24 protein-coding genes and 2 pseudogenes are annotated in these 25,234 nt (G+C 62.1%); 20 read left to right on the plus strand and 6 right to left on the minus strand.

Annotated elements, in window-relative coordinates; genetic code table 11:
• A complete protein-coding gene (locus ACTJKL_RS09535; protein ID WP_102762445.1) occupies positions 1-711 on the plus strand; it encodes a response regulator transcription factor in 711 nt (236 codons plus the stop codon).
• Between the two features lie 62 nt (positions 712-773).
• On the opposite strand, the gene ACTJKL_RS09540 is transcribed toward ACTJKL_RS09535, so the two are convergent.
• Both ACTJKL_RS09540 and ACTJKL_RS09545 read right to left on the minus strand, forming a co-directional pair.
• Positions 774-1,004, minus strand: coding sequence for a Y4oE-related protein (locus ACTJKL_RS09540; protein ID WP_100670675.1), 231 nt, complete (start codon positions 1,002-1,004; stop codon positions 774-776).
• Positions 1,005-1,154: 150 nt separating this feature from the next.
• Positions 1,155-2,070 (minus strand): annotated as a pseudogene (locus ACTJKL_RS09545) (nucleotidyltransferase and HEPN domain-containing protein).
• A gap of 240 nt (positions 2,071-2,310) precedes the next feature.
• On the opposite strand from ACTJKL_RS09545, the gene ACTJKL_RS09550 reads away from it, so the two are divergent.
• The 3 genes from ACTJKL_RS09550 to rctB all read left to right on the plus strand — a co-directional run bounded on the left by ACTJKL_RS09550 (position 2,311) and on the right by rctB (position 4,916).
• Positions 2,311-3,060, plus strand: a complete 750-nt coding sequence (locus tag ACTJKL_RS09550) for a winged helix-turn-helix transcriptional regulator (RefSeq protein ID WP_440852762.1) — start codon at positions 2,311-2,313, stop codon at positions 3,058-3,060.
• Positions 3,061-3,244: 184 nt separating this feature from the next.
• The gene (locus ACTJKL_RS09555; RefSeq protein WP_018097192.1) at positions 3,245-4,489 is read left to right on the plus strand and encodes an 8-amino-7-oxononanoate synthase family protein; all 1,245 of its coding nucleotides are present in this window, start codon (positions 3,245-3,247) and stop codon (positions 4,487-4,489) included.
• 52 nt (positions 4,490-4,541) lie between these two features.
• Positions 4,542-4,916: an SMa0974 family conjugal transfer regulator gene (gene rctB / locus ACTJKL_RS09560; RefSeq protein WP_018097191.1), complete on the plus strand. Its 375-nt coding sequence runs from the start codon at positions 4,542-4,544 to the stop codon at positions 4,914-4,916.
• 188 nt (positions 4,917-5,104) lie between these two features.
• Here rctB and ACTJKL_RS09565 read toward each other — a convergent pair whose 3' ends face one another.
• Positions 5,105-5,692, minus strand: coding sequence for an SOS response-associated peptidase (locus tag ACTJKL_RS09565; RefSeq protein WP_440852763.1), 588 nt, complete (start codon positions 5,690-5,692; stop codon positions 5,105-5,107).
• A gap of 92 nt (positions 5,693-5,784) precedes the next feature.
• Here ACTJKL_RS09565 and ACTJKL_RS09570 point away from each other — a divergent pair.
• The 5 genes and pseudogenes from ACTJKL_RS09570 (at position 5,785) to ACTJKL_RS09590 (ending at position 10,464) form a co-directional block, all read left to right on the plus strand.
• Positions 5,785-6,256, plus strand: a pseudogene (locus ACTJKL_RS09570) (SOS response-associated peptidase family protein).
• A 294-nt stretch (positions 6,257-6,550) separates the two neighbouring features.
• Positions 6,551-7,711: a CaiB/BaiF CoA transferase family protein gene (locus ACTJKL_RS09575; protein ID WP_411926772.1), complete on the plus strand. Its 1,161-nt coding sequence runs from the start codon at positions 6,551-6,553 to the stop codon at positions 7,709-7,711.
• Positions 7,708-8,838: an extracellular solute-binding protein gene (locus tag ACTJKL_RS09580; protein ID WP_440852764.1), complete on the plus strand. Its 1,131-nt coding sequence runs from the start codon at positions 7,708-7,710 to the stop codon at positions 8,836-8,838. The genes ACTJKL_RS09575 and ACTJKL_RS09580 overlap by 4 nt, the downstream gene beginning before the upstream one ends.
• A gap of 134 nt (positions 8,839-8,972) precedes the next feature.
• A complete protein-coding gene (locus tag ACTJKL_RS09585; RefSeq protein WP_440852765.1) occupies positions 8,973-9,983 on the plus strand; it encodes a glycoside hydrolase family 25 protein in 1,011 nt (336 codons plus the stop codon).
• Between the two features lie 4 nt (positions 9,984-9,987).
• The gene (locus ACTJKL_RS09590; RefSeq protein WP_440852862.1) at positions 9,988-10,464 is read left to right on the plus strand and encodes a GNAT family N-acetyltransferase; all 477 of its coding nucleotides are present in this window, start codon (positions 9,988-9,990) and stop codon (positions 10,462-10,464) included.
• Positions 10,465-10,495: 31 nt separating this feature from the next.
• On the opposite strand, the gene ACTJKL_RS09595 is transcribed toward ACTJKL_RS09590, so the two are convergent.
• Positions 10,496-11,398 carry a LysR substrate-binding domain-containing protein gene (locus ACTJKL_RS09595; RefSeq protein ID WP_440852766.1) on the minus strand — a complete coding sequence of 301 codons (903 nt, stop codon included), beginning with the start codon at positions 11,396-11,398 and terminating at the stop codon, positions 10,496-10,498.
• A 183-nt stretch (positions 11,399-11,581) separates the two neighbouring features.
• Here ACTJKL_RS09595 and argH point away from each other — a divergent pair, with 183 nt between their 5' ends.
• The 6 genes from argH to ACTJKL_RS09625 all read left to right on the plus strand — a co-directional run bounded on the left by argH (position 11,582) and on the right by ACTJKL_RS09625 (position 17,953).
• Positions 11,582-13,045 (plus strand): argininosuccinate lyase, encoded by a 1,464-nt coding sequence (gene argH, locus ACTJKL_RS09600; RefSeq protein WP_411926769.1) that lies wholly within the window; start codon positions 11,582-11,584, stop codon positions 13,043-13,045.
• Positions 13,042-13,914 (plus strand): amino acid ABC transporter permease, encoded by an 873-nt coding sequence (locus ACTJKL_RS09605; protein WP_102762304.1) that lies wholly within the window; start codon positions 13,042-13,044, stop codon positions 13,912-13,914. The genes argH and ACTJKL_RS09605 overlap by 4 nt, the downstream gene beginning before the upstream one ends.
• Before the next feature lie 8 nt (positions 13,915-13,922).
• Entirely contained in the window at positions 13,923-14,693 is a 771-nt protein-coding gene (locus tag ACTJKL_RS09610; RefSeq protein ID WP_018097183.1) for an amino acid ABC transporter ATP-binding protein, read from the plus strand.
• A 62-nt stretch (positions 14,694-14,755) separates the two neighbouring features.
• A complete protein-coding gene (locus tag ACTJKL_RS09615; protein WP_440852767.1) occupies positions 14,756-15,586 on the plus strand; it encodes an ABC transporter substrate-binding protein in 831 nt (276 codons plus the stop codon).
• An 86-nt stretch (positions 15,587-15,672) separates the two neighbouring features.
• A complete protein-coding gene (locus ACTJKL_RS09620) occupies positions 15,673-17,064 on the plus strand; it encodes an MmgE/PrpD family protein (protein WP_440852768.1) in 1,392 nt (463 codons plus the stop codon).
• 10 nt (positions 17,065-17,074) lie between these two features.
• Positions 17,075-17,953, plus strand: coding sequence for a polysaccharide deacetylase family protein (locus ACTJKL_RS09625; RefSeq protein WP_440852769.1), 879 nt, complete (start codon positions 17,075-17,077; stop codon positions 17,951-17,953).
• A gap of 67 nt (positions 17,954-18,020) precedes the next feature.
• Here the strand turns inward: ACTJKL_RS09625 and ACTJKL_RS09630 are convergent, their stop codons facing one another.
• A complete protein-coding gene (locus ACTJKL_RS09630; RefSeq protein WP_440852770.1) occupies positions 18,021-18,857 on the minus strand; it encodes an amidohydrolase family protein in 837 nt (278 codons plus the stop codon).
• Between the two features lie 50 nt (positions 18,858-18,907).
• Entirely contained in the window at positions 18,908-19,690 is a 783-nt protein-coding gene (locus ACTJKL_RS09635; protein WP_010975556.1) for an IclR family transcriptional regulator, read from the minus strand.
• A gap of 167 nt (positions 19,691-19,857) precedes the next feature.
• On the opposite strand from ACTJKL_RS09635, the gene ACTJKL_RS09640 reads away from it, so the two are divergent.
• The 5 genes from ACTJKL_RS09640 (at position 19,858) to ACTJKL_RS09660 (ending at position 25,227) form a co-directional block, all read left to right on the plus strand.
• Positions 19,858-21,177 (plus strand): ABC transporter substrate-binding protein, encoded by a 1,320-nt coding sequence (locus ACTJKL_RS09640; protein ID WP_018097178.1) that lies wholly within the window; start codon positions 19,858-19,860, stop codon positions 21,175-21,177.
• 69 nt (positions 21,178-21,246) lie between these two features.
• The gene (locus ACTJKL_RS09645) at positions 21,247-22,143 is read left to right on the plus strand and encodes a carbohydrate ABC transporter permease (protein WP_018097177.1); all 897 of its coding nucleotides are present in this window, start codon (positions 21,247-21,249) and stop codon (positions 22,141-22,143) included.
• Complete coding sequence (locus ACTJKL_RS09650) at positions 22,143-23,009, plus strand: carbohydrate ABC transporter permease (protein ID WP_018097176.1); 867 nt, start codon at positions 22,143-22,145, stop codon at positions 23,007-23,009. Before ACTJKL_RS09645 ends, ACTJKL_RS09650 begins: the two co-directional genes overlap by 1 nt.
• A 6-nt stretch (positions 23,010-23,015) precedes the next feature.
• On the plus strand, positions 23,016-24,113 hold the full coding sequence (locus ACTJKL_RS09655; RefSeq protein ID WP_440852771.1) for an ABC transporter ATP-binding protein: 1,098 nt from the start codon (positions 23,016-23,018) through the stop codon (positions 24,111-24,113).
• A gap of 1 nt (position 24,114) precedes the next feature.
• Positions 24,115-25,227 (plus strand): mandelate racemase/muconate lactonizing enzyme family protein, encoded by a 1,113-nt coding sequence (locus tag ACTJKL_RS09660; protein ID WP_440852772.1) that lies wholly within the window; start codon positions 24,115-24,117, stop codon positions 25,225-25,227.
• Positions 25,228-25,234 lie beyond the last annotated feature (7 nt).

The following is a 25,234-nucleotide window of genomic DNA, read 5'->3' on the forward strand; positions in this document are numbered from 1 at the left end:
ATGCATGCGGGTGTGCTGATTTATACGGGCAACGCGGAGCTCTTTCTTCTGCTCGAGTACATTCTCGAGACCGAGGGATTTACTGTCCAGCTTTGCTCCGATGCGAGCGAACTGATTAGTACAATCGAGACCGAAAGGCCGCTCGCTGTCCTGGTCGATTGTTCCGATCGGCGCCTGGAGGCGCCTGGCCTTTGCCGCCGCATAAAGGCAACCAGCGACCGCCCGCCAGTCGCCGTCTTTGCGAATGCACCGAGGAAGGATCTCAGCAGTCTCGGGATCGACGTGGTCATATGCAGTCCCTACGATCCGCGACACCTGCTCGCGTTCCTCAAGGGCATTCAAACGAACTTGCCCGACGACTCCCGCCCTGGCGTCTCACGCGAGATATTCCGGCACGCGGATATCGAGATGAATGTCGCCACGGTTCGTGTTACGCGAAACGGCCACACTGTAAGCCTTTCCGCGCTACAGTTCAGACTGCTTCTGCATCTTATGAAGATGCCAACTGTGGTGCACAGTCGTGACGATCTCATCGCCGCCGGCTGGCCGCCTGAAGCCGAAGTCGAGCTCCGCACTGTCGATATCCATATCGGTCACATCAGGCGCGCGTTGAACCACTATGGGCCTGATGTTATCCGCACCGTACGGTCCATTGGCTACGCGCTTGACGGGCTCGGCCGCCAGGGCGAAATTGAGCGTTTCCCAATTTAAGCCGGGAGCGCCTTGCTCGACCACTGACAGCCGCACGGCGCACCCTCTGAATAGATGAACTGCTAAATCAAGCGGTTTCTAAGTCGTAGGAATACCTCAAACCAGAAGCCGTAATCGCCGTGTCGGCGTTCGGTCCAGGCCTCGAGCGCGCAATAGGCGGCCGCAATTGCGGCTTCGTTGCCATAGAGGCCGATCGCCGCCTCCACCACTTCCTCCTGTTGATGCTTCTGCCAGAAGCCGTCTTTCCGGGGGCTTTGCTCCCCGATGGCGGGATTGCAAAAAATCTTGGACACGCTGAACCTCCTGCTGTCCGGCGCAGGGGATCAAAATGGGTTGCCGGACGTTGGAACTCAGCTTTCGCGAGCCACAGAACCATTTGGTTCTCATCGTGCCGTCCCTGGCAAATGTGTCTATCACAAGCGAAGACTGTGCCCTTTCCGGACTCAGTCGAGATCATCTTCTGCCTGTTTTCGAAGGCGATCTAGATGTTCGATGCAGATCGCTTCCACGTCGGCAATCAGCCGACAGGCTCTTTCAACGAGCCAGGCAAGGGCTTCTTCGCTGATTTCATAGCGCTTCGAGTACCGAGATTTGACATAAGCCTCATTCAAGATGTTGAACCACGCTAGATATTGATGCTGATGGCGCGGCCAAACCTCAGCAAGTCGTTGATCTCGTTCCTCGGCGAGGCTGCGCAGATGCCTCAGATTGTGGGATGCAGGGCTGTAGCTCGTCAGGACAAGCAAGAGTGCTGAATACGCCTGCTCGATCGATTGATGAAGCAAAAACGCAGCCTCTTTCGGATCGCGCTCCTTCAGATAGAACGAGGCGCCCTTCGCGAATTTCCGAGCATGCGGCATACGGTCGTCGAAATACTCGGCCGCCATTCGCAGGGCGGGCCGACGTACGCGGTCTCGTTTCGGCCAGCGGCTCGTCGTCCCGCTCATAGAGGAGGATGCCATCGCGGCGGATCTCGGAGAAAAAATACTGTCCATAGTAGTGCCGTGTTCAATTCCCGTCTTGAATGAACGATGAGGCTTACTGGCGTCCGATCTCCGGCAAGTGCATGAGGTGCTCCTGCGCCTTGTGCCAGTAGGTCGAGAAATCTGTGAGCTTCCTGTGGTTGACGACGATCAGCAGATCGTAATCCAATTTGTATCCCTTCCTCGTGTGCGGCTCGTCGAGCCATCTTCCTCGGGCATTAGAACCGAAGAGGATGATCTTCAGAATGCGGTCAAACTTTTCGAAGTCGGCCATCCCCTCATAGAGGGCGTCCTCGAATTCCTCGTGCAGGACCTCGACGATGCGCGCGAGTTCGCGCTGTTTTCGAAGCGGAACATGGTCGAGGCTGGTCTTCATCGGTTCTGGCGCTTTCTCTGATGTCATGTGCATGAATAGCGAACCCGGTGCATCCACAGAGTGCCCATCTCACATCGAAAATCAACAAAAATGTTGCAACAAAATAGGACGAATAGCGCGTGGAGCTTACACATTTATGGCTATTTCGCGCAATATCTCTAAAATTCTAGGGATTACGCAGGAGCCGCGACCATACTATTTCCGATTTTTGTGACATCAAACATCGGGAAGAGAACGGCGATGAGAAAGCTTGAAAGCAAGAAGGCTCAGCACACAAAACACTTGGTCCTGATCTGCTCTGGTAATGCGAACTTCTACGTGTTGCTTGCACACATCCTCGCGTCGGAGGGCTTTCAGACGATGTTGGTGAGCGAAGAAGAGGTAGTGGATCAGGCTGTGCTAAGGCCGGCCACAGCAATCATCCTGGATTCAGCAGAGGATTCAGAGCTCACGGTGAGAACATGTGCCGCCATAAAGGCTAACGACGTAACCTCGCGTATCCCGACTATCGCCCTCGTTTCGTCGGGCAATGAGCGGTACTATCTGGCACTGTTGAAAGCGGGGGTTGACGAAAACTTCGTGCGCCCCGTCTCGCCGGCGAGGCTGCTTGCTTACCTTGGTTCTCTGCCGAACAATCGTGCGAATGATAAGCAGCCGACACATCCCGCTAGCGAAGAGGCCGCTGAGACCTTTGGCGAGTTAAGACTCGAGCCTGGGCGCCGTCTCGTCAGATATGGTGATGAAGACGTTCAATTCGGTGCCATCGAATTCAACCTGCTGCGATGCCTGCTTGAGGAACCAGGCCGGGTGCGGAGCCGTCTGGAACTGATCGAAGCGGCGTGGCCTTCAAATCGCTACGTGCAGCCGCGCACCGTGGATGTGCATGTCGGTCGCTTGCGTCGGGAGCTCGAGCGCCTGACCGGCCATCCTCTTATTCGCACAATACGGGCCACCGGCTATGCAATCGACATTGATTATGGCTCCGATTGAGCTCGGATACGTTTCACACTTCTCATATTTTTTTCAAAAGTGCAGGGAAAGGAAAATTCAACCGTAATTTTACGCCGAATGCGAAATTCAGCGTGAAAATATTTCGCAAATACTTCGTTGAGTTCAGCGCCTAAACAAATAAATCTCCCGTACATTCGCCAATCAAGTATCGGGAGATTTTCGGATGGAAGAAAAAGCGCCAGGGCAGGGAAGTATTTCTGGCAAGGGTGCCCAAAGGAACACCGCCAGCTTAATCCAGTACGCCCAAAGCCATTTCGATGCCGCGCATTTTCAGGGCTTGATGGCGATTTACGGGCGACCTCTGGAGAATCGCGCCGTGGCACTAACCCATGACCGGGGACGTCGGGTCGTCGACTTCGTGCGTTGCTCCTATCTCGGCTTGGACAACCATCCGCAGGTCGTTGCAGGTGCCATCGACGCACTGAAAGATTACGGCGCGCTTCATTGGTCATGCGCAAGGACGCGTCTCAATTTCTCGATTCTCGGTGACTTGGAGGCGGCGCTGTCGGAGTTGTTCGATGCGCGGGTGATTACTTATACCACAGTGCTCGCAGCCAACATGAGCGCGTTGCCGCTGATTGCTTCCGGGCATCTCACGGGTGGCGTTAAGCCGCTGATGGTGTTCGATCGCTTCGCCCACGCGACGCTTGCCTTTCACAAGGGAACCATTGCCGCCGAAACTCGCGTCGAGACCATTGCTCACAACGATCTCGACGCGCTCGAGATGCTCTGCCGCGCGAACGAATCCGTCGCCTTCGTTTGCGACGGCGTCTATTCGATGGGCGGAAGCGCCGACATCGAGGACCTAAGGCGCCTGCAGGACCGCTATGGCCTCTTCCTCTATATAGATGACGCACATGGCATATCGATCTTCGGAAAGCACGGGGAAGGCTTTGCCAGATCGCAAATGAGCGGGCACCTGGGGGAGCGGACGATAGTTGCGGCTTCGCTCGGAAAGGGCTTCGGCGCCTCAGGAGCCTTGATCATGCTTGGAACGGCGCGGCAAGAGGAACTGTTTCGAAGATTCGCGGTCGCTCATGCGTTTTCGGCGTCGCTGAATGTCGCGGCAATCGGCGCGGCGCGCGCGTCGCAGCAACTGCACCTAACGCAAGAACTCACGGAGCTACAACAGGGACTTCGAAGCAGAATCGCCTTGTTCGACAGCCTCGTTCCCACAGACCAGCAAGGCTCACCCTTGCCGATACGAACGGTCGAGATAGGCGACGAGATGACGGCCATCGAAGCCGCAAGAGCTTTGCTCGACCGCGGTTTCTATACGTCGGCGATCTTCTTTCCCACGGTTGCACGGGGAAGGGCAGGGTTGCGGCTTTGCCCCACGGCCGGACACTCTGAAGACGACATCCGGGCGGTGGGCACCGCGATCCAAGACGTGCTGACGAACAGATAAGAGCGTGCGCTGCACCAAGGCCACGCCAACATTGAATCTTACAGGAGCGAACATGTATGACCGCCTCTCAGAGTGCTGTGTCTCCGTCCCCGGTTCAAGGAACCTCGTCGAGACTGTCTCCCAACGGTTTGCCGAATTTTGCGTCTCAATCGTGGACAACGGAATGGAAAAGACTTTCAAGTTCATCGATGGCGAGGCCGTTGTGAGAGCTGTCGGTAGAGGGATCCTGATGCGGGTCGTCGCGACAGACGTCATCACTTACTATGGAATACGAACGGCATTGGAGGGCAGCATTGTGAAGTTGGCTGCATTGGAGCCCGAGGAATTCGCTTGGCACCCGGCCGGTGAAACACCATTTGCAGCGGTCGGAAGTGTATATCCGAGCCAAGATGAAGAGCATGAAACGCGAGAAACTCGCCACGGCTGAGGTTCACCACAAACGACTAATGGCAGGAACGTTGGACACGCAGAGCAATCACCACCATCGAGTACACGAACCTACGCGAACTTCCACATGAATAATGCTCGCAGGACGCTGAATGCCGACACGCAGGCGCAGGCGACAAAGCTCAAGCTACTTTGAAGCCCGTGAACACATCGCGAATCGAGCAGACTCTAGCCAACGTGCTCTACCGATAGCGTGCCTACCGGAAGGGGTTTGAGCAGCGACTTCGCAGAAACGCTCGGGTTCAGCCAGTCAGTCCATGCATTGCGCTCAAGGATCACGATCTGTCGATCGTGATACGTAGCGATGTCGGGCCCCGGCGCCATCGTCAGCATGGTGAAGGCTTGCCCGACCTCGGGCGTGTTGCGCCAGATGCCGGCGATGCAGAAGATCGGCTCGTCCTTCTTGGTGAACAGCCACTTGTCCTTGCGCTTCTTGCTCGGATCCTTCGGGTCGGTGAACTCGTAAAAGCCGTCGGCAAGAATTAGGCAGCGGGAGTTGAACTCCCGTCCCTCTGATCGGAAGTTATACACCGGCCGCTTGTTCGGCCCCGGCCAACTCCAGCGTCGCTGTACGAGCTCGGCCTCATCCGGCACTCCGTCGATCGCCCTGACGATCGGCCCAACATCGGTGATCTTGATGTCCTCACGGGCTTCGAGATTCGGGGTGCCTTCACCGAAACGGATCTTGATCTTGAGCTCGGCAAAGTCCTCGACGATGGAGGCGACATCCGTCATCAGCCGATAATCATTGCACATGCATCCTCCGTCTCAGGTCCGATTGTCTCGGAATCGTGTTCCTGGTATGTGACGCGCGCGAAGGTTGCCAGTCCGACGCCCGCTGCGTCATCATGAGGCGCCATGATGGCGAAGTGGAGATGGTGGGGCGGCCGTGGGGCCTGCGTCCGCGCGACGTTGGCGGGCGCCGTGAACGTCGTCCGATCGGAAGCCCCGGACGTTCCCCGCCCGCCGCTGCCTGGCGCGTCCGAGTTTCGCCATAGGAACTTCAGCTTCTCGCTCACCATTGGTGACTGGTTCTATTTCGCGGGGATTTGGCGGCCGGCGACCCGGCCTGGCCGGAGACATATACCATCCTGACGATGGAGCCGAATGCCGATCTCGCGCCGTACCACGCCCGCCAGCTGGGTACTCACCTGCGATCAACGCGTGGTCTGGCTCGACGGACTTTTCCGCGAACACGAAATCCTGCGGCCGCAGCCGACAGGGACTTTCCAGGTCTTGCGACATCCAACCTCTCCGGTTCAGTCGATGCTGGACGGGTCTGCGTCCCATTGGGCTTGTTCTGGCCAGACGCCATCTTAGACAGAAACTTGTTGCAGGAAATGCCGCAGAGCCGGTGAGGCCTGTAGCGTGATGCGCATGCGCGGCATTCCGAGCGCCTCTCGATGGCGCCAGCGCGTCTCCAATCCGTTCAGGTATCGCCAGTGCTTTCGTTGCTTCATTCCGGCAGTCAGCTGCGCCAGCAGCGGACGTCGTCCCTTTTGCAGCTTGTCAGGACACCTATATTTGAATTAAGTATTCAAATAAGAAGATACTATTTTTGTCCGACAGTCATCCGCATGGCGTTGCCGCTGCACGAGGGAAGAGTAACCACGCATGACAACAGAATCCGAACTGCCGCTTTCCGGCCTGGTGGTCGTCGACATGAGCCAGTTTCTTTCCGGCCCCTATTGTTCGCTGCGGCTGATGGATCTCGGCGCCCGGGTGATCAAGATCGAACGGCCGGATGGCGGCGATCTTTCCCGCCGGCTTTATCTGAGCGACACCGAGATCGGCGGCGACTCGACCATTTTCCATGCGATCAACCGCGCCAAGGAAAGCCTCGCGATAGACCTCAAGAACGAGGCCGATCTTGCCGCACTGACGCGGCTTCTTGCGCAGGCCGATGTCGTGATCCAGAACTTCCGGCCGGGCGTCATCGAAAGGCTGGGGCTGGACTATGAGGCGGTCAGGGCCATCAATCCGCGCATCGTCTATGCCTCGATCAGCGGTTATGGCGAGGAGGGCCCCTGGGTGAAGCGCCCCGGCCAGGATCTGCTGGCGCAGGCGCGCTCGGGGGTCATGTGGCTGAACGGCGACGAAGGGCAGGGGCCGGTTCCCTTCGGGCTTGCCATCGGCGACATGCTGGCCGGCGCCGCCGCCGCTCAAGGGATTCTCGCGGCGCTAGTACGGCGCGGCATTTCCGGCAAGGGAAGCCTCGTCGAAACGAGCCTCCTGGAGGCGCTTGTCGATTTCCAGTTCGAGGTATTGACCACGCATCTCAATGACGGCGGCCGTCTGCCGAAGCGGTCGGCATTCCGGAGCGCCCATGCTTATCTCGCCGCACCCTACGGGGTTTATGCGGCGAGCGACGGCTATCTCGCGATCGCCATGACGCCGATCCCGAAGCTTGCGGACCTGCTTCAGATCGACGAACTCGCCCCCTATCGCGACGACCCGTCCTCGTGGTTCACCGAGCGCGACCGCATCAAGGCGCTGATTGCTGACCGCATCGCGCTCAGCACCGTCGACGAATGGCTGGCGGTGCTGGAGCCGGCCGATATCTGGTGCGCGCGCGTGCTCGACTGGAACGAGCTTCTGGAAAGCGAAGGCTTCCAGGTGCTCGACATGCTGCAGACGGTGATGCGCGAAGACGACGTATCGATCACCACCACCCGCTCGCCGCTCCGGATCAACGGCCGCCGCCCGCGCGTCGAGCGCGCCGCCCCGCGGATCGGTGAGCATGGCCGCTCGATCAGGGAGGAGTTCGGCCTATGAGCGTCGTCCTCAAGGGAATGACCTGGAATCACCCGCGCGGCTATGATCCGATGGTGGCCTGCTCGCAATCCTGGCAGGAAAAGACGGGCGTCGAGATCCGGTGGGAGAAGCGGTCGCTGCAGGACTTCGAGACCTTTCCGGTCGAGACCCTGGCAAGGAACTATGACCTGATCGTCATCGACCATCCGCATGTGGGGCAGATCACCGGCGAAAATTGCCTGCTGTCCCTGGACGTGCCGGGCCGCGAGGCGGAGCGGCAGGCGCTCTCGACGGCAAGCGTCGGCCCGTCCTATCGGAGCTACGCGTGGAACGAACGGCAATGGGCTTTTCCGATCGACGCGGCGACCCAGGTGCAGGCCTGGCGGCCGGATCGGACGGACCGCCTTCAGACCTGGCGGGATATGCTCGCGCTCGCGCGCAGCGGCGGCGTCTTCCTGCCGCTGAGGCCGCCGCATTCGCTGATGAGCTTCTACACCCTCTGCGGCAATCTCGGCCGTCCTTGCCGCAGCGCCGGCAAGGGTGATCTCGTCGACGCCGAAACCGGCGCCATGGCGGTCGAGCTGCTGCAGGAAATCTCGGCACTCGTCGACCCCGCATGCTTCGGAATGGACCCGATCGCGGCGCTCGAGGCCATGGCGGCCGAGACCTCGCCCGCCGCCTGCGCGCCGCTTATCTACGGCTATGTCAGCTATTCCATTGCCGGCTTCCGCCCAGCGCTCGTCCGCTTCGGCGATTTTCCGACTGTCGGTGCCGCCGGGCCGGTCGGCTCGGCTCTCGGCGGGACGGGCATGGCCGTCTCGGCCTTTTCGCAGGCGCCGGAACAGGCGATCGATTTCGCCTATTGGCTTGCGGGCGGCGGCGTGCAGCGCGGCCTCTATGCGGCATCCGGCGGCCAGCCCGGCCACGGGGACGCCTGGCAGGACGATACGGTCAATGAGGCGACCCATGATTTCTACCGCGCGACGCGGGCGACGCTCGAAGGCGCCTGGCTCCGGCCACGCCACGACGGCTACATGACCTTCCAGCAGGCGGGCTCGGACCGCCTGAACGAGGGGCTGCGGAGCAGGGAAAGGCCGAGGCTCGTGGTCGAAGAGCTCAACCGGCTGTTTCTTGCGAGTTTTCGCTGACGGCGAAATCGCTCGCAACTCTGCCCGCGTAAAGATTGGATTCAATCTTTCTTGGTAATTTCCCGTTAGCAAGTCTCGTCAGTGGGTCCTGACGGCGCGGTTGCCGTCGGTTTTTGTATTGCGTGCGGGTCCTCATGCGTCCTTTTTCGGCTGTCTCAGCGATCGTCATAACCTGCCTGGCTCTAACGAGCTGCGGCTTCGGGGGGAGCAGGCCCTCGCGCGAGACGACGAGCTCCGTCGTCCGTCCGGCAAGTCCGGTTCCTTCGGCGGAGGTCAGTGCCGCTCCTGCGCAAGCGGCGCCTCAGCCGGAGGCGCTTGCCTGGGCGGGAACCGTTCCCGAGCCGCAGGCCTTCATGCCGGCGGAAAGGACGGTGGGCATGCCGGTTCCGGCCGAGCGACCCATTGCAATGCTCGCTCCCGAAAATCCCGCGCGCGAGCCGCGCGGCCGCTCGCGCGTCTACAGCCACAGCTTCCGCGATGCCCATCCGATCAATTTCGGTACCCGGTCGCCGCGCAAACTCGCCGTTCACGGCGTCGACGTTTCGCGCTGGCAGGGCGAAATCAACTGGGCGAAGCTGCGCACGCAAGGCGCCAACTTCGCCTATATCAAGGCGACCGACGGCGGCGATCACCTCGATCCCATGTTCAAGAAGAACTGGCGCCGGGCCGACGAGGCCGGGCTGAAACGCGGCGCCTACCACTTCTTCTATTGGTGCCGCACGGCCGGCGAGCAGGCGGACTGGTTCATCCGCAACGTGCCCCGGGATCCGAGCGCGCTTCCACCCGTCATCGATGTCGAGTGGAACGGCGAGTCGAGCTGCAAGCGGCGTCCGTCGCCGGCGCGGGTGCGGGAAAAGATGCAGGTCTTCATGGACAAGCTGGAGCGCCACTACGGCCAGCGCCCGATCATCTATACCGCGCCGGACTTCTACCGCGATAATCTGCAGGGCGCGTTCCCCAATCATCCCTTCTGGCTGCGCTCGGTCGCGGCGCACCCGTCAAAGGTCTATCCCGGGCGCAAATGGGTCTTCTGGCAATATTCGGGCTCGGGCCTGTCCCACGGCGTCGACGGGCGGATCGACCTCAACGTCTTCAACGGCAGCGAGGAAGACTGGCACAACTGGGTGGCGGCGCGCTCGAGCTGAGGGAATAGAAGTGACGCCGATCCGCCTGCTGCAGGCCAATGACGCGGCCTTCCCCGCACTTGCGGCCCTCATGGAGGAAATGCAGGCGCATTACCGCGTGGCCTGTCCGCCGCGCGCCGGGATAATCGCGGGGCTTGAAGCCATGCCGCCGGGCGCGGAGATCCTTGTCGCCGAGGAGCATCGTTCGGTGCTCGGTTTCGCCGCCTTCTCCGCGATTTACCCCGGGCCGGGCCTGAAGCCGGGCATCTTTCTGAAGGAACTCTACGTCAGCGGATCACAGCGGGGCCGCGGCCTCGGCCGGGCCTTGATGCAGAAGCTGGCCAGCCTGGCGAAGGAGCGCGGGCTCACGCGCATCGATTGGACCGCGGAGGCGGAAAACACTCGGCTCCTCTCCTTCTATGAAGAACTGGGCGGCGCACGCAAACCGGACAAGGTCTTCTTCCGGCTCGACGGAGAGGCGCTCGCGCGGCTGGCGGACTGAGATAGCGCGCCACGGCCCGGGCCGGCCGCCCTCAGTCGCCCATGCCTTCGGCTTCCGCCATCAGCCATGCCTCGAACGTCCGCATGGAAGCACTCGGCGCGATGTCCCGCGGTTTCGCGAACCAGTAGCCATGGTCGCTTCGATATCCGAAGCCGTTCGGATTGACGAGCTTTCCCGCCGCAAGGTCATCGAGGATAAGGCCGCGCGGGATCAAGGCCATTCCCTGTCCGGCAAGTGCTGCCCGGATCACCATCGTATAATAGCCGAAGCGCGTGGTGTGCCGGACCGCGAGGTCGTCCTTGCCATGACCTCTGGCGAAATAATTCCAGTGCAGCGGCGTCTGCGGGTGCTCCAGCATGATGCCGTCGGCGAGATCTTCGATCGTCTCCGGAGTGCCGTTCTTCTCCCAGTAGGAAGGGGCGCTGACGACGAGAACCTCGCGTCCGAAGAGATAGCTGGTCTCCTCGTCCGGCAGCGGTTCGCTCAGGAAACGGAATATCGCATCGGGCGTCTGGGACTGTGTCGGAGAAACGAACGTCGTGAACTGCACCTCGATCTCCGGGTGCTGCTCGGTAAAGCGAAGGAAGCGCGGCAGCAACCACCGGTCCCCGAAAATAGGCGGCACCTGCAATCTCAGCACGCGCGGGCCCGGTTTCAGGCGGGCGACGCGAAGGGCGGCGTCCTCCATCGCCTTCAATGCGGTGCGCGCCTGTTCGATATAGATCGTGCCCACTTCCGTCGGGATCATTCCGCGCGGTGTCCGGACGAAGACGGGGCTGCCGATCAGCTCTTCGAGCGACAGCAATTGCTTGCTGACGGCGCTCTGCGACAGCGACGTGCTTTCGGCGGCAGCGCTCGTCGATCCCCTTTCGGCCACCGCAAGCAGCACCTGAAGCGCGGTCGTCGAAGGCAAGCGCCGCCGTCCCGAAGCCATGAAAATTCCTCCGTCAGATGCAGCCGATGCGCGTCGGCTCCGCCCCGTTCTTGCGCAGACCCTAAATAAGTGCCCGGAGCAAGGCTAGTCGTTTTTGTCATAGCTTGGTGAAATAACTTCGCTTGCCGGGCTATGCCACCCGTGGGAGCTTCTTCGAAAGAATGACAAATAAAGGGAACGAAGATGACCGAGCCCACTCAGCTTTGGGGTGGACGATTCAAGTCCGGACCGTCCGAAGCGCTTGCCAATCTGTCCCGCGCGCCCCGCTCTTACTTTCGCCTGTACAGGGAAGATATTGCAGGCTCGCGCGCCCATGCTTCGGAGTTGAAGCGGGCCGGCGTCCTGAATGAGAGTGAATTCTCCGCGATACGCGCGGCCCTGGAAGGCATCGAAGCCGATGTCGGTGCCGGCCGCGAAGAACCTATTGCGGCCGACGAGGATCTGCATACCTTTCTCGAACGTCTGTTGATGGCGCGCCTCGGCACGCTTGGAGGCAAGCTTCGCGCCGGGCGGTCGCGCAACGACCAGACGGCCAACAATACGCGCCTCTATCTGCGGCGCATGGCGCGGGAGCTTTCCCGGGGCGTGATCGCCATCGAAGAAGCACTGATGGAGCAGGCCTCCCGGCATACGGAGACCGTGATGCCCGGCTTTACCCATCTTCAGCCGGCCCAGCCGGTCGTGCTCGGCCACCACCTCATGGCGCACGCGCAGTCGCTGCTGCGCGACCTGCAGCGTTTTGCCGATTGGGACCGCCGCTTCGATCGCTCGCCTCTGGGTGCGGCCGCGCTGGCCGGGTCCGGCATCGCGCGCCGCCCCGATCTCTCCGCCATCGATCTCGGCTATTCGGCCGCTTGCGAGAACTCCATCGATGCCGTCGCCGCACGCGATCACGTCGCCGAATTCCTCTTCATCTGCTCGCTGGTGGCGGTGGATCTCTCGCGGCTTGCGGAGGAAATCTGCCTCTGGAGCTCCAAGCAGTTCAGCTGGGTACGGCTGCATGATTCCTATTCCACCGGCTCCTCGATCATGCCGCAGAAGAAGAATCCCGACGTCGCCGAGCTGACGCGCGGCATGTCGGGCACGCTGATCGGCAACATCGCCGGCTTCCTCGCCACCATGAAGGCGATGCCGCTCGCCTATAATCGCGATCTCGCCGAGGACAAGCGCAGCCTGTTTGAGACGATCGACGTTCTCGAACTGGTCCTGCCCGCCTTTGCCGGCATGGTGGGAACGCTGGAATTCGACGTGGAGAAGCTGCGCGAGGAGGCGCCGAAGGGCTTCACGCTCGCGACCGAAGTGGCCGACTGGCTGGTGGGCCGGGACGTGCCTTTCGCCGAAGCGCACGAGATCACCGGCGCCGTGGTGCGCTATTGCGAAGAGCGCGGCCACGATCTATCCGGCCTGACGGCTGAGGATCTGCCCGGGATCGATCCGCGGCTTCAGCCGGAGATGCTTGCGGCACTCGCGCTCGAAAAGGCGCTTGCCAGCAGAAACGGCTTCGGTGCAACGGCGCCGGAGCGGGTTCGCGAGCAGATCGCCCGCTTCGAAACGGCGCTTGCCGGCTGCCGCGCCTTTGCCGGCGGCCCGACCGGCGGGGCCTTAGCGGTCGCGAAGAACGGCGCAGAGGAGGCGCGACGCCGATGAATGTGGCAAGCCTCGCAACACCGCCTGCGGATTCCAAATACGAGATCGCCCACCTGAAACTGGTGCCGAAGCGCCATATCGGGCGGATGATTGCGGCGGGGATCGTGCTCCTGCTGTTTGTGGGTCTTGTGCGGGCCTTCAGCGTCGGGCAGATCGAATGGAGCTATGTCCGCGATTTTCTCTTCGCACCCGCAATCCTCGCCGGCCTCTACAACACCCTGCTGATGACCGTTGCCGCCATGGGGCTCGGCATCGTCCTCGGCGTCGTCATCGCCATCATGCGGATATCCGGCAATCCGGTGCTGTCGTCGATCGCGATCGGCTATATCTGGGTCTTTCGCGGCGCCCCGGCGCTGCTGCAGTTGATGCTGTGGTTCAACCTGGCGCTCATCTTCCCGACGCTCGGCATTCCGGGACTGTTCGAGTTCAGGACGGTCGACGTCATGACGCCCTTCGTCGCCGCCGTGCTCGGGCTCGGCATATCCCAAGGCGCCTATACTTCGGAGGTCGTGCGAAGCGGGCTTCTGTCCGTCGACAGCGGCCAGTACGAGGCTGCGCGCACGATCGGCATGACGCAGATGATGATGCTGCGCCGTATCGTCCTGCCGCAGGCGATGCGCGTCATGGTGCCGCCGGTCGGCAACGAGGTGATCGGCATGGTGAAGCTGACGTCGCTCGCCAGCGTCATCCAGTATTCCGAGATCCTCCACAACGCGCAGATCATCTATTTCGCCAATACCCGCGTCCTCGAACTGCTGCTGGTCGCGAGCTTCTGGTACCTGCTCGTCGTCTCCGTGCTCTCGATAGGGCAGCACTATATCGAGCGCTATTTCGGCCGCGGTTCGAAATCGATCCGCTCGTCCATGTGAGGTCGGTCATGAACCAGGATATTCTCGTCAAGGCTATCGACGTCACGAAGAATTACGGCACGTTCCGCGCTCTCGACAAGGTCAGCCTGGACGTCGCCCGCGGAGAGGTGAGCTGCATCATCGGTCCTTCGGGCTCGGGCAAGAGCACGCTTCTGCGCTGCATCAATCTTTTGGAGCGGATGGACGGCGGAGCGATCTGGGTCGAGGACGAACTGATCGGCTACCGCCGCGACGGCAACAATCTCCACGAAATCAGCGATGCGGAGATTTCGCGCCAGCGGCGCCGGATCGGCATGGTCTTCCAGCGCTTCAACCTGTTCCCGCACAAGACCGCCCTGGAAAACATCACCGAGGGCCCCGTGCAGGTGCTCGGCGAGCCGGTGAAGGAAGCGCGCGACAGGGCCTCGGCATTGCTGGAGCGGGTGGGCCTCGCGGACAAGGCGAACCATTACCCTTCCGAGCTTTCCGGGGGCCAGCAGCAGCGCGTCGCTATCGCCCGCGCCATGGGGATGCGGCCGGACCTCATTCTCTTCGACGAACCCACATCGGCGCTCGACCCTGAACTGGTGTCGGAAGTGCTCGATGTGATGCGGGACCTTGCCGCCTCCGGCATGACGATGATCGTCGTCACCCATGAGCTCGGCTTCGCCCGCAACGTGGCGAATACCGTCACCTTCATGGAAACCGGCAAGGTGGTCGAAACCGGCTTGGCATCGGAGGTTCTCAGCACCCCGAAAAGCGCCCGAACGGCGGAGTTCATCAAAGCCGTTCACAGCTGAGGAACAGAAAAACGGCGGCAGACGAAGCCGCCGGCTCGAACCAGGACAAGATGGGGAACCACATGAACAAGCATATCGCAGCGCTCACGGTCGCATGCCTTGCCGCAACCTCCGCCAATGCCGCCGGCCTGCCCGAGCGGGTGAAGTCGGCCGGCAAGGTCGTCGTCGCCAACCAGCCGAACTATCCGCCGATGGAATATGTCGACCCGGCGACCAACGAGCTTAAGGGTGTCGACATCGATCTCGGCGCCGCGCTCGCCAAAGAGCTCGGCACCACGGTCGAGTGGTCGAATATCGGCTTCGAGCAGATGATCTCGTCGCTTCAGACCGGCCGCGTCGACCTTATCCATAGCGGCATGAGCGATCTTCCGAAGCGCCGGGATACGCTCGATTTCATCGATTACATGAAATCCGGCGCGCAGTTCTACACGTCCTTCGCCCGCAAGGACGAGTTCAAGACGCTCGCCGATTTCTGCGGCAAGACCGTCGGCATGAGCCGTCGCACCTCTTTCCCGGACGAGACGGCGAAATGGAGTGCTGCCAATTGCGAAGCCAAGGGGTTGCCGGCCATCAAGGTCGTCGGCACGGAAGGCTCCGCCGATGCCCGCGCCCAGCTCAAGCAAGGCCGGCTCGACGCCGCCGTCCAGGGTTCCGAAACGCTGCCCTATCTGATGGATCTCGAGAAGGACACCTACGCCGTCGTGGGCGAGCCCTTCACCGTGGTCTATCAGGGCATCGGTTTCGCCAAGAAGGACACGGAACTGCGCGACGCCTATGCTGCAGCGCTGAAGGCCCTGATGGAATCAGGCGAGTACAAGGCGATTTTCGCCAAATACGGCCTCGAGGGCACCTTGCTCGACGGCATTTACGTCAACGGCGAAGCGGTGAAGTAATTTCGCCGCGTTGCGGCCCCGCCGAACAGGCGGGGCCGCAATATGCGCCGTCGCCGACCGATTCTCGACAAACCATGAGCAGTTCCATGCCCCGCGTTGCCGCCGACGCGCCGGTCGACAGGCTGGCATCCTTTCTTGCAGCCCTTAAGTTCGAAGCGCTTCCCCCCGATGTCGTCGAAAAGACCAAAGTCCACATCGCGGACACAATCGGCGCAGCACTGGCTGGCGCGCGCTCGGCGGAAGCCGGCATCGCCCGCAGGGCCGCCGGTGTGCCCGGTAGCGCGCTGATCTGGGGCACCGGCGATCGCGCGGCAGCGCGTGAGGCCGCGCTCATAAACGGGGTCGCGGCACACGCTTTCGAACTCGACGATTCCGGCGGGTGCGACCATTCGGGCGCCGTCGTCATTCCCGCCGTTCTGGCCGCGATTGCCGAAGCGAAGCGCCCGGTGACGGGTAGGGAACTCATCGCCAGCGTGGTCGCGGGTTACGAGACCGGCCGGCGCGTCCTCGAAGCGGCGGGCGGATACGACAGCCACAACGGGCTCGGTTGGCATTCCACGGGCACCTGCGGCACGCTTGCGGCTGCGGCGGCCGTGGCCAGGCTTTCCGGTTTCGACGATCTTGCCACGCGCGATGCGATCACGCTCGCCACCAGCTTCTCCTCCGGCCTCTGGGCCTTCATCCATGACGGATCGCAGGCGAAGAAGGTCCATGCCGGCCGCGCGGCCGAGGGCGGGCTGCTCGCGGCGCGGTTGGCAGGGGAGGGCCTTGCCGGCCCCTCCAGGGTCTTCGACGACGTCTGGGGCGGCTTTTTCCTGTCGTTCAACAAGGATGTCTGCGAGCCGCAGAAGCTATGCGAAAGACTGGACGAAGACTGGAAGGTGAGGCGTGCGGTCCTCAAACCTTACGCTTCCTGCCGGGGCGCCCATTCGGCGATCGATGCGCTGGACGACCTGCTTTCGGAAACGGGACGTGATGCAGTTGAGATCGACAGGGTCGAGTTGCGGTTGAGCGCCATGCTGATGGGCATGTGCGGCGCCCGTGAGAGCGGCGCCATGGCGCCCACGCAGATGAGCCTGCCCTATGCGCTTGCGGCACGCTGCGTGTTCCTGACGGCCGGGCTCCAGGCCTATGCCGCCGACCGACGTGCCGATTCCCGCCTGCGGGCCGTCATGGACCGCATGCTGCTCACGGTAGACGATGGGATGCAGCCGCTCGACGAGCCGGTCGTCACGCTTCTCTTCAAGGACGGCGCCCGTCTGGCACGAATGGTGCCCCGCGCGACCGGCTCCGCCGAAAGGCCGATGCGCCCCGCCGCCATCCGCGCCAAGTTCGAAGAGCTCGCCGCGATGAGCATCGAAACGGAGCAGGCGGACGGACTCTGGCGGATGCTCGCCGAGCTCGAACACGTCGAGGATTGCCGCGCTCTGGAGCCCCTGCTTGCTGGCGACGGCGACAAGCGTCCCGTCTTTTGCTGAGGATTTCGTGATGACCTACGACCTGACGCCCCGTCCGCTCAATCCGGCGCCGCAAACGCCGGCGCTGACCTGGCCGAACGGCGCGAAGAGCGCCGTCTTCATCGGCTTCGACGTGGATGCCGAAACCGCATGGATCGGCAACAATCCTTCGAATGTCGATCGGATGGTGACCACCTCCCATGGCGGCTACGATGCGCGCGTCGGCATTGCCAGGATCGTCGAACTGATGGACGAGCTGGCGATGAAGGCGACGTTCTTCACGCCCGGATGGACGGCGCTTGCCCATCCCGCGGCCTGCGAGAAGATTGTCGCGGCCGGACACGAGATCGGTCACCACGGCTATCTTCACAAGATGCCGGATCGCGATCGGCTGGAAGAGACGTTCGAGGAGATCGACCGCGGCTTCGAGGCGCTGCAGCGGGCATTCGGCATTCGTCCCGTCGGTTACCGCGCACCCTCCGGAGAGAACTTTCCCGAGCTCATCGCCTATCTTGCCAAATCGGGCATCCGCTATTCCAGCTCGTTTCGCGACGACATCCTGCCCTACCGGCACGCGTCGGCGGACGGCGTGCCGGGCCCGGTGGAGATTCCGGTCAATTTCGCATTCGACGACTGGAATTTCGGGATGTCCAGCCGCTCGAGCGCGCGACCGCTCTTCGGCCGCGAAGCCGTCCTTTCGCTCTGGATCGACGAATTCGAGGCCACCCATGCCTGGGGCGGCGTCACGACGCTCGTTTTGCACCCGCAAGTGTCCGGCCGTCCGATGCGCTGGCACCTCCTTCGCGACTTCCTGCGTCACGTTCAGGCAAAAGGCGACGTTTGGATCGCGACCGGCAAGGAGATCGCCGACCATTTCGAGACGCTGGAACGGCAACGCGGCGCATCATGACGGCGTCTCCCGCACGCCCTCATTGCGGTGTGACAAGCACTGGGTGAGGGGGCAAGGGAGAGAATCGTCAGGGCAGGTTCCAGATCCGCCGCGCATTGCCGGAGAGCAGCTTCCTCCGTTCCTCGGGACTGCAGCCTTCGATGAGAGCCTGGGTGGCCGCGACCCAGGTGGAGAGGTTGCCGCCGAGGGTGCAGACCGGCCAGTCGCTGCCCCAGACGACGCGGTCCCAGCCGAAGACCGAGATCGTGTGCTCGACATAAGGACGGATGGAGGCGAGCGTCCAGCCTTCCTCCGCATAGGCGACCACTCCGGAGATCTTGGCGATCACATTGGGACGGCGGGCGATCTCGGTCATATGATCGCGCCAGGGATGCTCCGCGTGACCCTTTATGTCGGGAACGCCGCAATGGTCGAGAATGAACTGAACGTCGGGCGCGAGGTCGGCGAGTGCCATGGCTTTCGGCATCTGATGCGGCAGGACGCAGAGATCGAAGGTGAAGCGGGTGCCGGAGAGCCGCTTGATGTTTTGGCGAAAGAGAGATTGCTCGGAGAGATCGTCGGCAACGACGTGCAACACCCGCCTGAAGCCCTTGACGAAGGCGTTTTCCTCCTGCCGCGCGAGATAGGCGGCGAAGCCTTCCTCTTCCGGGCGGCAGGCGGCAATTGCGCCTTTGAGGAGGCTTCCGGGCTCACCCGCAAGACGCGCGACCTCGCGCGTTTCGAGTTCGGTCTCAGCCGGGTCGACGTCCACTTCCATATGCAGCGAGGCGGCAATGCCCACGCGCTTTGCCTCCGCCGCATAGCTCGAATAGAGAAAATCCCGATCGAGCGCGGGAACCCCGGCGAGCCACGGATAGTTGAGCGCGGATTTGTCGATCAGATGCAGATGCGTGTCGATGATCAAGGCTGCTCCTCCTCTTCGGTCACATAGGAAGTCTGTTTTTCCGGCGCGGATCAACCCTGCGCGACATCGGCTCCGGCGAGCGCCGAGAGCTGCGATGCGGTCTTGAGCAGGAGCGATATGGTCTCGGTGATATCAGGGGCCGAAGGATTGTTGACCAGGGAGATATAGGGGCAGGTGAGCGCTGCGATGCTGCGTCCGTCGGGCCCAAGGATCGGGGCGGAGAGGTTGTAGACACCGGCGGTCTGGGCACTTGCCATCATCTCGTAGCCGCGCTCGCGGATCTGGTCGAGACGGGCGTAGAATTCCGGGGTGAGGTTGATCTCGTCCCTGCTGCGCACATGTTCGGAGATCATCATTTCCCGTTCCTCCGGCGAACGGAATGCAAGCAACACGTGGCCCGATCCGGTGTCGAACAGGCTGATATGCGAGCCCACCCGGATCGAAATGCCCCAGTAGTCCGGCGCCTCCTGCTGCGCGATCACGACGGCGGAGCCGCGGTCGAAGACGGCGAGTTGGTTGGCCTGCTTGGACCGCTGGGCGAGCTCGCGCATCAGCGGCGTGGCGAAGGAAGCGAGCCGGCGCACGGGCGCATGCAACTGCGCCAATCCGAAGAGCTTCAGGGTCAGCGAATAGAGATCGCCGTCGATACGGGTCACGTAGCCGCGGCGCACCAGACGGTCGAGCATGCGGTAGAACTCGTTCGGACTGCGGTTCAGCCTCTTCGAAATCTCAGCCTGCGTGAGGCCGCCGTCGACGCTGGCAAGCAGCTCCAGTATGTCCAGGCCCTTGTCGAGTGCCGGCGCGCGATACTTGTCTGACTCTTCATTGTCCATCCGCGTCTCTCCCAGATGAATATTCCCCTCCATATACGCATGAAAAGCGGAAGACGGAAGGGAATGGCCCTTGACCATCCATAAATTTATCGTTTGTATATAAATTAGTTTCTCACGGATGAGGACTCATGCTCTCGGAGAAGGGCGTGTTCAGCGGAGGAAGTACAATGAACAGGCTGCTTTCCGGCGTATCGGCCGGAGTGATCATGCTTGCTTGCGCAATGGGGGCGGCAAATGCCGCGGACCTGCCCGGCAAGTTCGAAGGCGTGACCATCGACGCCAAGCTGATCGGTGGACAGCAGTACGAGAAACTCTATGAGCGCATCGGCGAATGGGAGAAGGCGACCGGCGCCAAGGTCAATATCCTGTCGAAGAAGAACCACTTCGAACTGGACAAGGAGATCAAATCCGATATCGCCACCGGCGGCCTCACCTGGTGCGTCGGTTCGAACCACTCCTCCTTCGCTCCGCAGTATCCGGACATCTATGCGGACCTTTTCGGCCTCATCCCTTCCGAGGAAGTGGCCAAATTCGTACCGGCCGTAATCGACGCCTCGACGCTCGACGGCAAGCTCGTCATGCTGCCGCGGGCGCAGTTCGACGTCTCCGCGCTCTATTTCCAAAAGAGCCTATACCAGGACGAGGCGAAGAAGACCGAATTCAAGGCCAAATACGGCTATGACCTCGCGCCGCCGGACACCTGGGCTCAGGTGAGCGACCAGGCAGAATTCTTCGCCGCTCCGCCGAATTTCTACGGCACCCAGTTTGCCGGCAAGGAGGAAGCGATCAACGGCCGCTTCTACGAAATGCTGGTCGCCGAGGGTGGGGAATATCTCGACAAGGACGGCCGCCCCGCCTTCAATTCGGAAGCGGGCGTGCGCGCGCTCGAATGGTTCGTCAAGCTCTACAAGGACAAGGCGGTACCGCCGGGCACCACCAACTATCTCTGGGACGATCTCGGACAGGGCTTCGCCTCGGGCTCGATCGCGGTCAATCTCGACTGGCCCGGCTGGGCATCCTTCTTCAACGATCCGAAATCGTCGAAGGTCGCCGGGAATGTCGGCGTCAAGGTTCAGCCGGCCGGCTCCTCCGGCAAGCGCACCGGCTGGTCCGGGCATCACGGCTTCTCGGTGACCGAATCCTGCGCCGACAAGGAAGCAGCCGCCTCGCTCGTCTGGTGGCTGACGAATGAGGACAGCCAGAAGCTCGAATCCGCCGCCGGCCCGCTGCCGACGCGAAGCGCCGTCTGGGACTACAATATCAAGGCCGCGGAAGGCGACGCCTACAAGACCGAGGTCCTGCAGGCGTTCCAGGAAGCGGCAAAGCATGCTTTCCCGGTGCCGCAGACGGCTGAGTGGATCGAGATCTCCAACGCAGTCTATCCGGAGCTGCAGGCAGCGATCCTCGGCGACAAGACGTCGAAGGAAGCGCTCGACGCCGCCGCCGAAAAGGCCACCGGCATCCTCGAAGACGCCGGCAAGCTCTGATCCCGATTGAAAGGCGGCGCCGGACCGTTTCGGCGCCGCCACGCATGTGAACTCTTCCCAGGATCTCCGATGAAGCTCTCGAAACTGTCGGCACCCACGCTTCTGCTGCTTCCGGCCTTCATCGTCCTGGCAGTGTTCATCGTGCTGCCGCTCGTCTTCTCGCTTTATTCGAGTTTCACCCCGTTCCGTCTGACGAAGCCGGACTCGCTTTGGGTCTTCATCGGTTTTCGCAACTATGTGAACGTCCTTACCAATGCCGAATTCTGGGTCGCTTTCGGCCGGACGGTGCTCCTTCTCACCGTCGCGCTCAACGCCGAGATGTTCCTCGGTCTTGGCTTGGCGCTGCTGGTCAACAAGGCGACTTACGGCCAGCGGGCGTTGCGGACCGCGATGATGTTTCCGATGATGTTCTCGCCGGTGCTGGTGGGCTTCCAGTTCAAGTTCCTGTTCAACGACAATATCGGCTTCGTCAACAACGCGCTGCAGTCGCTGGGCCTCACCGATCGTGCCATCCCCTGGCTGATCGACGGCAATCTCGCGCTCTTCTCGATCATCGTCGCAGAGGTCTGGTCTTCGACCGCGGTTTTCGCGATCCTCATTCTCGCCGGGCTGCTTGCCATGCCCAAGGATCCGGTCGAAGCGGCCCATGTCGACGGCTGCACGCCCTGGCAGACCTTCCGCTATGTCACCTGGCCCTACCTGATGCCCTTCGCCTTCATCGCGATGACGATCCGTTCGCTCGATGTCGCGCGCGCCTACGACATCGTCAAGATCATGACGGATGGCGGCCCGGCAAAGCGCACCGAACTGCTCTGGACGCTTATCGGACGCACCGCCTATGGCGACGCCCGCATGGGCATGGCCAACGCAATGGCCTACGTCGCCATCCTGTTGTCGATCGTCTTCACTGTCTATTTCTTCCGCAAGCTCGCCGCGGCGCGCCAGCAGATCGGAGCCGAGTGGTAATGGATACGAACGCGTCTCATCGCCTGCGGCGGCGGTTGCTGAAGGTGGCACACCTCGTGGGGCTCTTTCTCGCCATGCTTGTCATCTGCCTGCCGGGCCTCTGGATCGTGCTTTCATCGCTGCGGCCGACGGTCGAGATCATGGCCAAGCCGCCGGTCTGGATCCCGGAGACGCTCTCGTTCGACGCCTACCGGGCGATGTTCTCGGGCGCAGGGCAGGGGGGCGTCCCGGTCTGGGACTATTTCCGCAATTCGCTCATCGTATCGGTCACCTCGACGGTCATCGCCCTGGCGATCGGCCTTGCCGGCGGCTATGCCTTCGCGCGCTACCGGTTCAAGGCGAAGTCGGCCATCTTCCTCGGCTTCATGCTGACGCGCGCGGTGCCGGGCATCGCGCTGTCGCTGCCGCTCTTCATGCTCTATGCGCGCACCGGCATCATCGATACGCATTTCTCGCTCATCCTCACCTATGTCGCGCTCAACGTTCCCTTCACGATCTGGCTGATCGACGGATTCTTCCGCCAGGTGCCGAAAGATCTCGCGGAAGCCGCGCAGATCGACGGCTGCACCCCTTGGCAGGCCTTCTGGCAGGTGGAGTTTCCGCTTGCCGGCCCGGGCATTGCGTCGGCCGGTATCTTCGCTTTCCTGACGTCCTGGAACGAATATGCACTCGCTTCGCAGATTACCCGCTCCGTCAATTCCAAGACCTTGCCCGTGGGGCTCCTCGACTACACCGCCGAATTCACCATCGACTGGCGCGGCATGTGCGCGCTTGCGGTCGTCATGATCGTTCCGGCGTTGACCCTCACCTTCATCATTCAGAAGCACCTCGTCTCGGGCCTGACCTTCGGCGCGGTGAAAGGATAATCGTTCATGGCGCCCGTTACGCTCAAGAAACTCGTCAAGCGCTACGGCGCTCTGGAAGTCGTGCACGGCATCGATCTCGAAGTGAAGGATCGCGAATTCATTGCGCTCGTCGGACCTTCGGGCTGCGGCAAGTCGACGACGCTGCGCATGATCGCGGGGCTCGAGGAGGTCAGCGGCGGCGCGATTGAGATCGGCGGGCGAACGGTCAACGATCTGCCGCCTCGGGCGCGCAACATCTCGATGGTCTTTCAGTCCTATGCACTCTACCCGCATATGACGGTTGCCGAGAATATGGGTTTCTCGCTGAAAATCGCCGGGTGTCCGGCGGAAGAGATCAAGACGCGCGTTGCCGAGGCGGCGGCGATCCTCGATCTCGGCCATCTTCTCGAACGTCGCCCTTCGCAACTGTCGGGCGGCCAGCGCCAGCGCGTCGCCATGGGACGCGCGATCGTGCGGCAGCCGGACGTCTTTCTTTTCGATGAGCCTCTGTCGAACCTCGACGCGAAGCTCAGGACCCAGGTGCGCACCGAGATCAAGAAACTGCACGCCCGCATGCAGGCGACGATGATCTACGTCACCCATGATCAGGTGGAGGCGATGACGCTCTCCGACCGCATCGTCATCATGCGCGACGGGCATATCGAGCAGGTGGGCACGCCGGAGGATGTCTTCCGCCGCCCGGCGACCAAGTTCGTCGCCGGCTTCATCGGCTCGCCGCCGATGAACATGGAGGAGGCGGTCCTGACGGACGGAAAGCTCGCCTTTGCAAGCGGAGCGACCCTGCCGCTTCCGCCACGCTTCCGTTCCTCGGTTCGCGAGGGCCAGAAAGTGACCTTCGGGCTTAGGCCGGACGATGTCTATCCTTCGGGGCACGGCCTCCATGCGGGCGATGCGGACGCCGTCCACGAGATCGAGCTTCCGGTCACGATCACAGAACCGCTGGGCAACGAAACCCTGGTTTTCACTCAGTTCAACGGGCGGGATTGGGTCTCGCGCATGCTCAACCCGCGGCCGCTGCGCCCGGGCGAGGCGGTGCGCATGAGCCTCGATCTGTCCCGGGCGCATCTCTTCGACGGCGAGACCGGAAAGGCTTTGGCAGGCTGACATGGCAAGGATCGAGAAAATAGAACTGCGGATGGTGGATCTTCCGCCGAAGGTCAAGCGGACCGACGCCATCCAGAGCTTCGTGAGCCAGGAAACGCCGATCGTCACGATCACGGATGCGGACGGTGCGACCGGCACCGGCTACAGCTACACGATCGGAACAGGCGGGTCGTCCGTCATGCGGCTGCTCTCCGATCATCTGGTTCCGATCCTGCTCGGGGAAGACGCGGACTGCATCGAGGCGCTTTGGCACAAGATGGAGTTTGCGACGCATGCGACGACCATCGGCGCCATAACGGCTTTGGCGCTCGCCGCCGTCGATACGGCGCTATGGGACCTGCGGGCGAAGAAGCAGAAGCTGCCGCTCTGGAAACTGGCGGGCGGGGCGAAGGAAAGCTGCCCGCTTTACACCACCGAGGGCGGCTGGCTGCACATCGAAAAGCAGGCCCTCGTAGACGACGCGTTGCAGGCGAAGGCCAAGGGCTTCTCCGGATCGAAGGTCAAGATCGGCAAGCCGAGCGGGGCGGAGGATTACGACAGGCTCTCGGCCATGCGCGCAGCACTTGGCGACGGCTTCGAAATCATGACGGATTGCAATCAGGGCTTCACCGTCGACGAGGCGATCCGCCGCGCCGCCCGGCTCCGCGATCTCGATCTCGCCTGGATCGAGGAACCGCTGCCGGCCGACGATCTCGACGGCCACATCCGCCTGACGCGGTCGACGCCGACGCCGATCGCCGTCGGCGAGTCCGTCTATTCCATCCGCCATTTTCGCGAATATATGCAAAAGGGCGCCTGCTCGATCGTCCAGGTGGACGTGGCGCGGATCGGCGGCATCACCCCTTGGCTGAAAGTGGCTCACGCGGCGGAGGCCTTCGACATTCCCGTCTGCCCGCATTTCCTGATGGAACTGCATGTGAGCCTCGTTTGCGCGGTGCCCAACGGGAAATATGTGGAATACATTCCGCAGCTCGACGATCTGACGCAAAAGGGAATGGAGATCCGGGAGGGCAGGGCGATCGCGCCTTCCGATCCGGGCATCGGCATCGCCTGGGATTGGGAGGCTGTCCAGGCGCGCTCGGTCGCCGAGTTCACCCGCGAGTTCCGCCGGTAGAAGGGAA

The sequence above is a fragment of the Sinorhizobium sp. 22678 genome (assembly GCF_052044265.1).
GTDB classification, from domain to species: Bacteria; Pseudomonadota; Alphaproteobacteria; order Rhizobiales; family Rhizobiaceae; genus Sinorhizobium; species Sinorhizobium meliloti_A.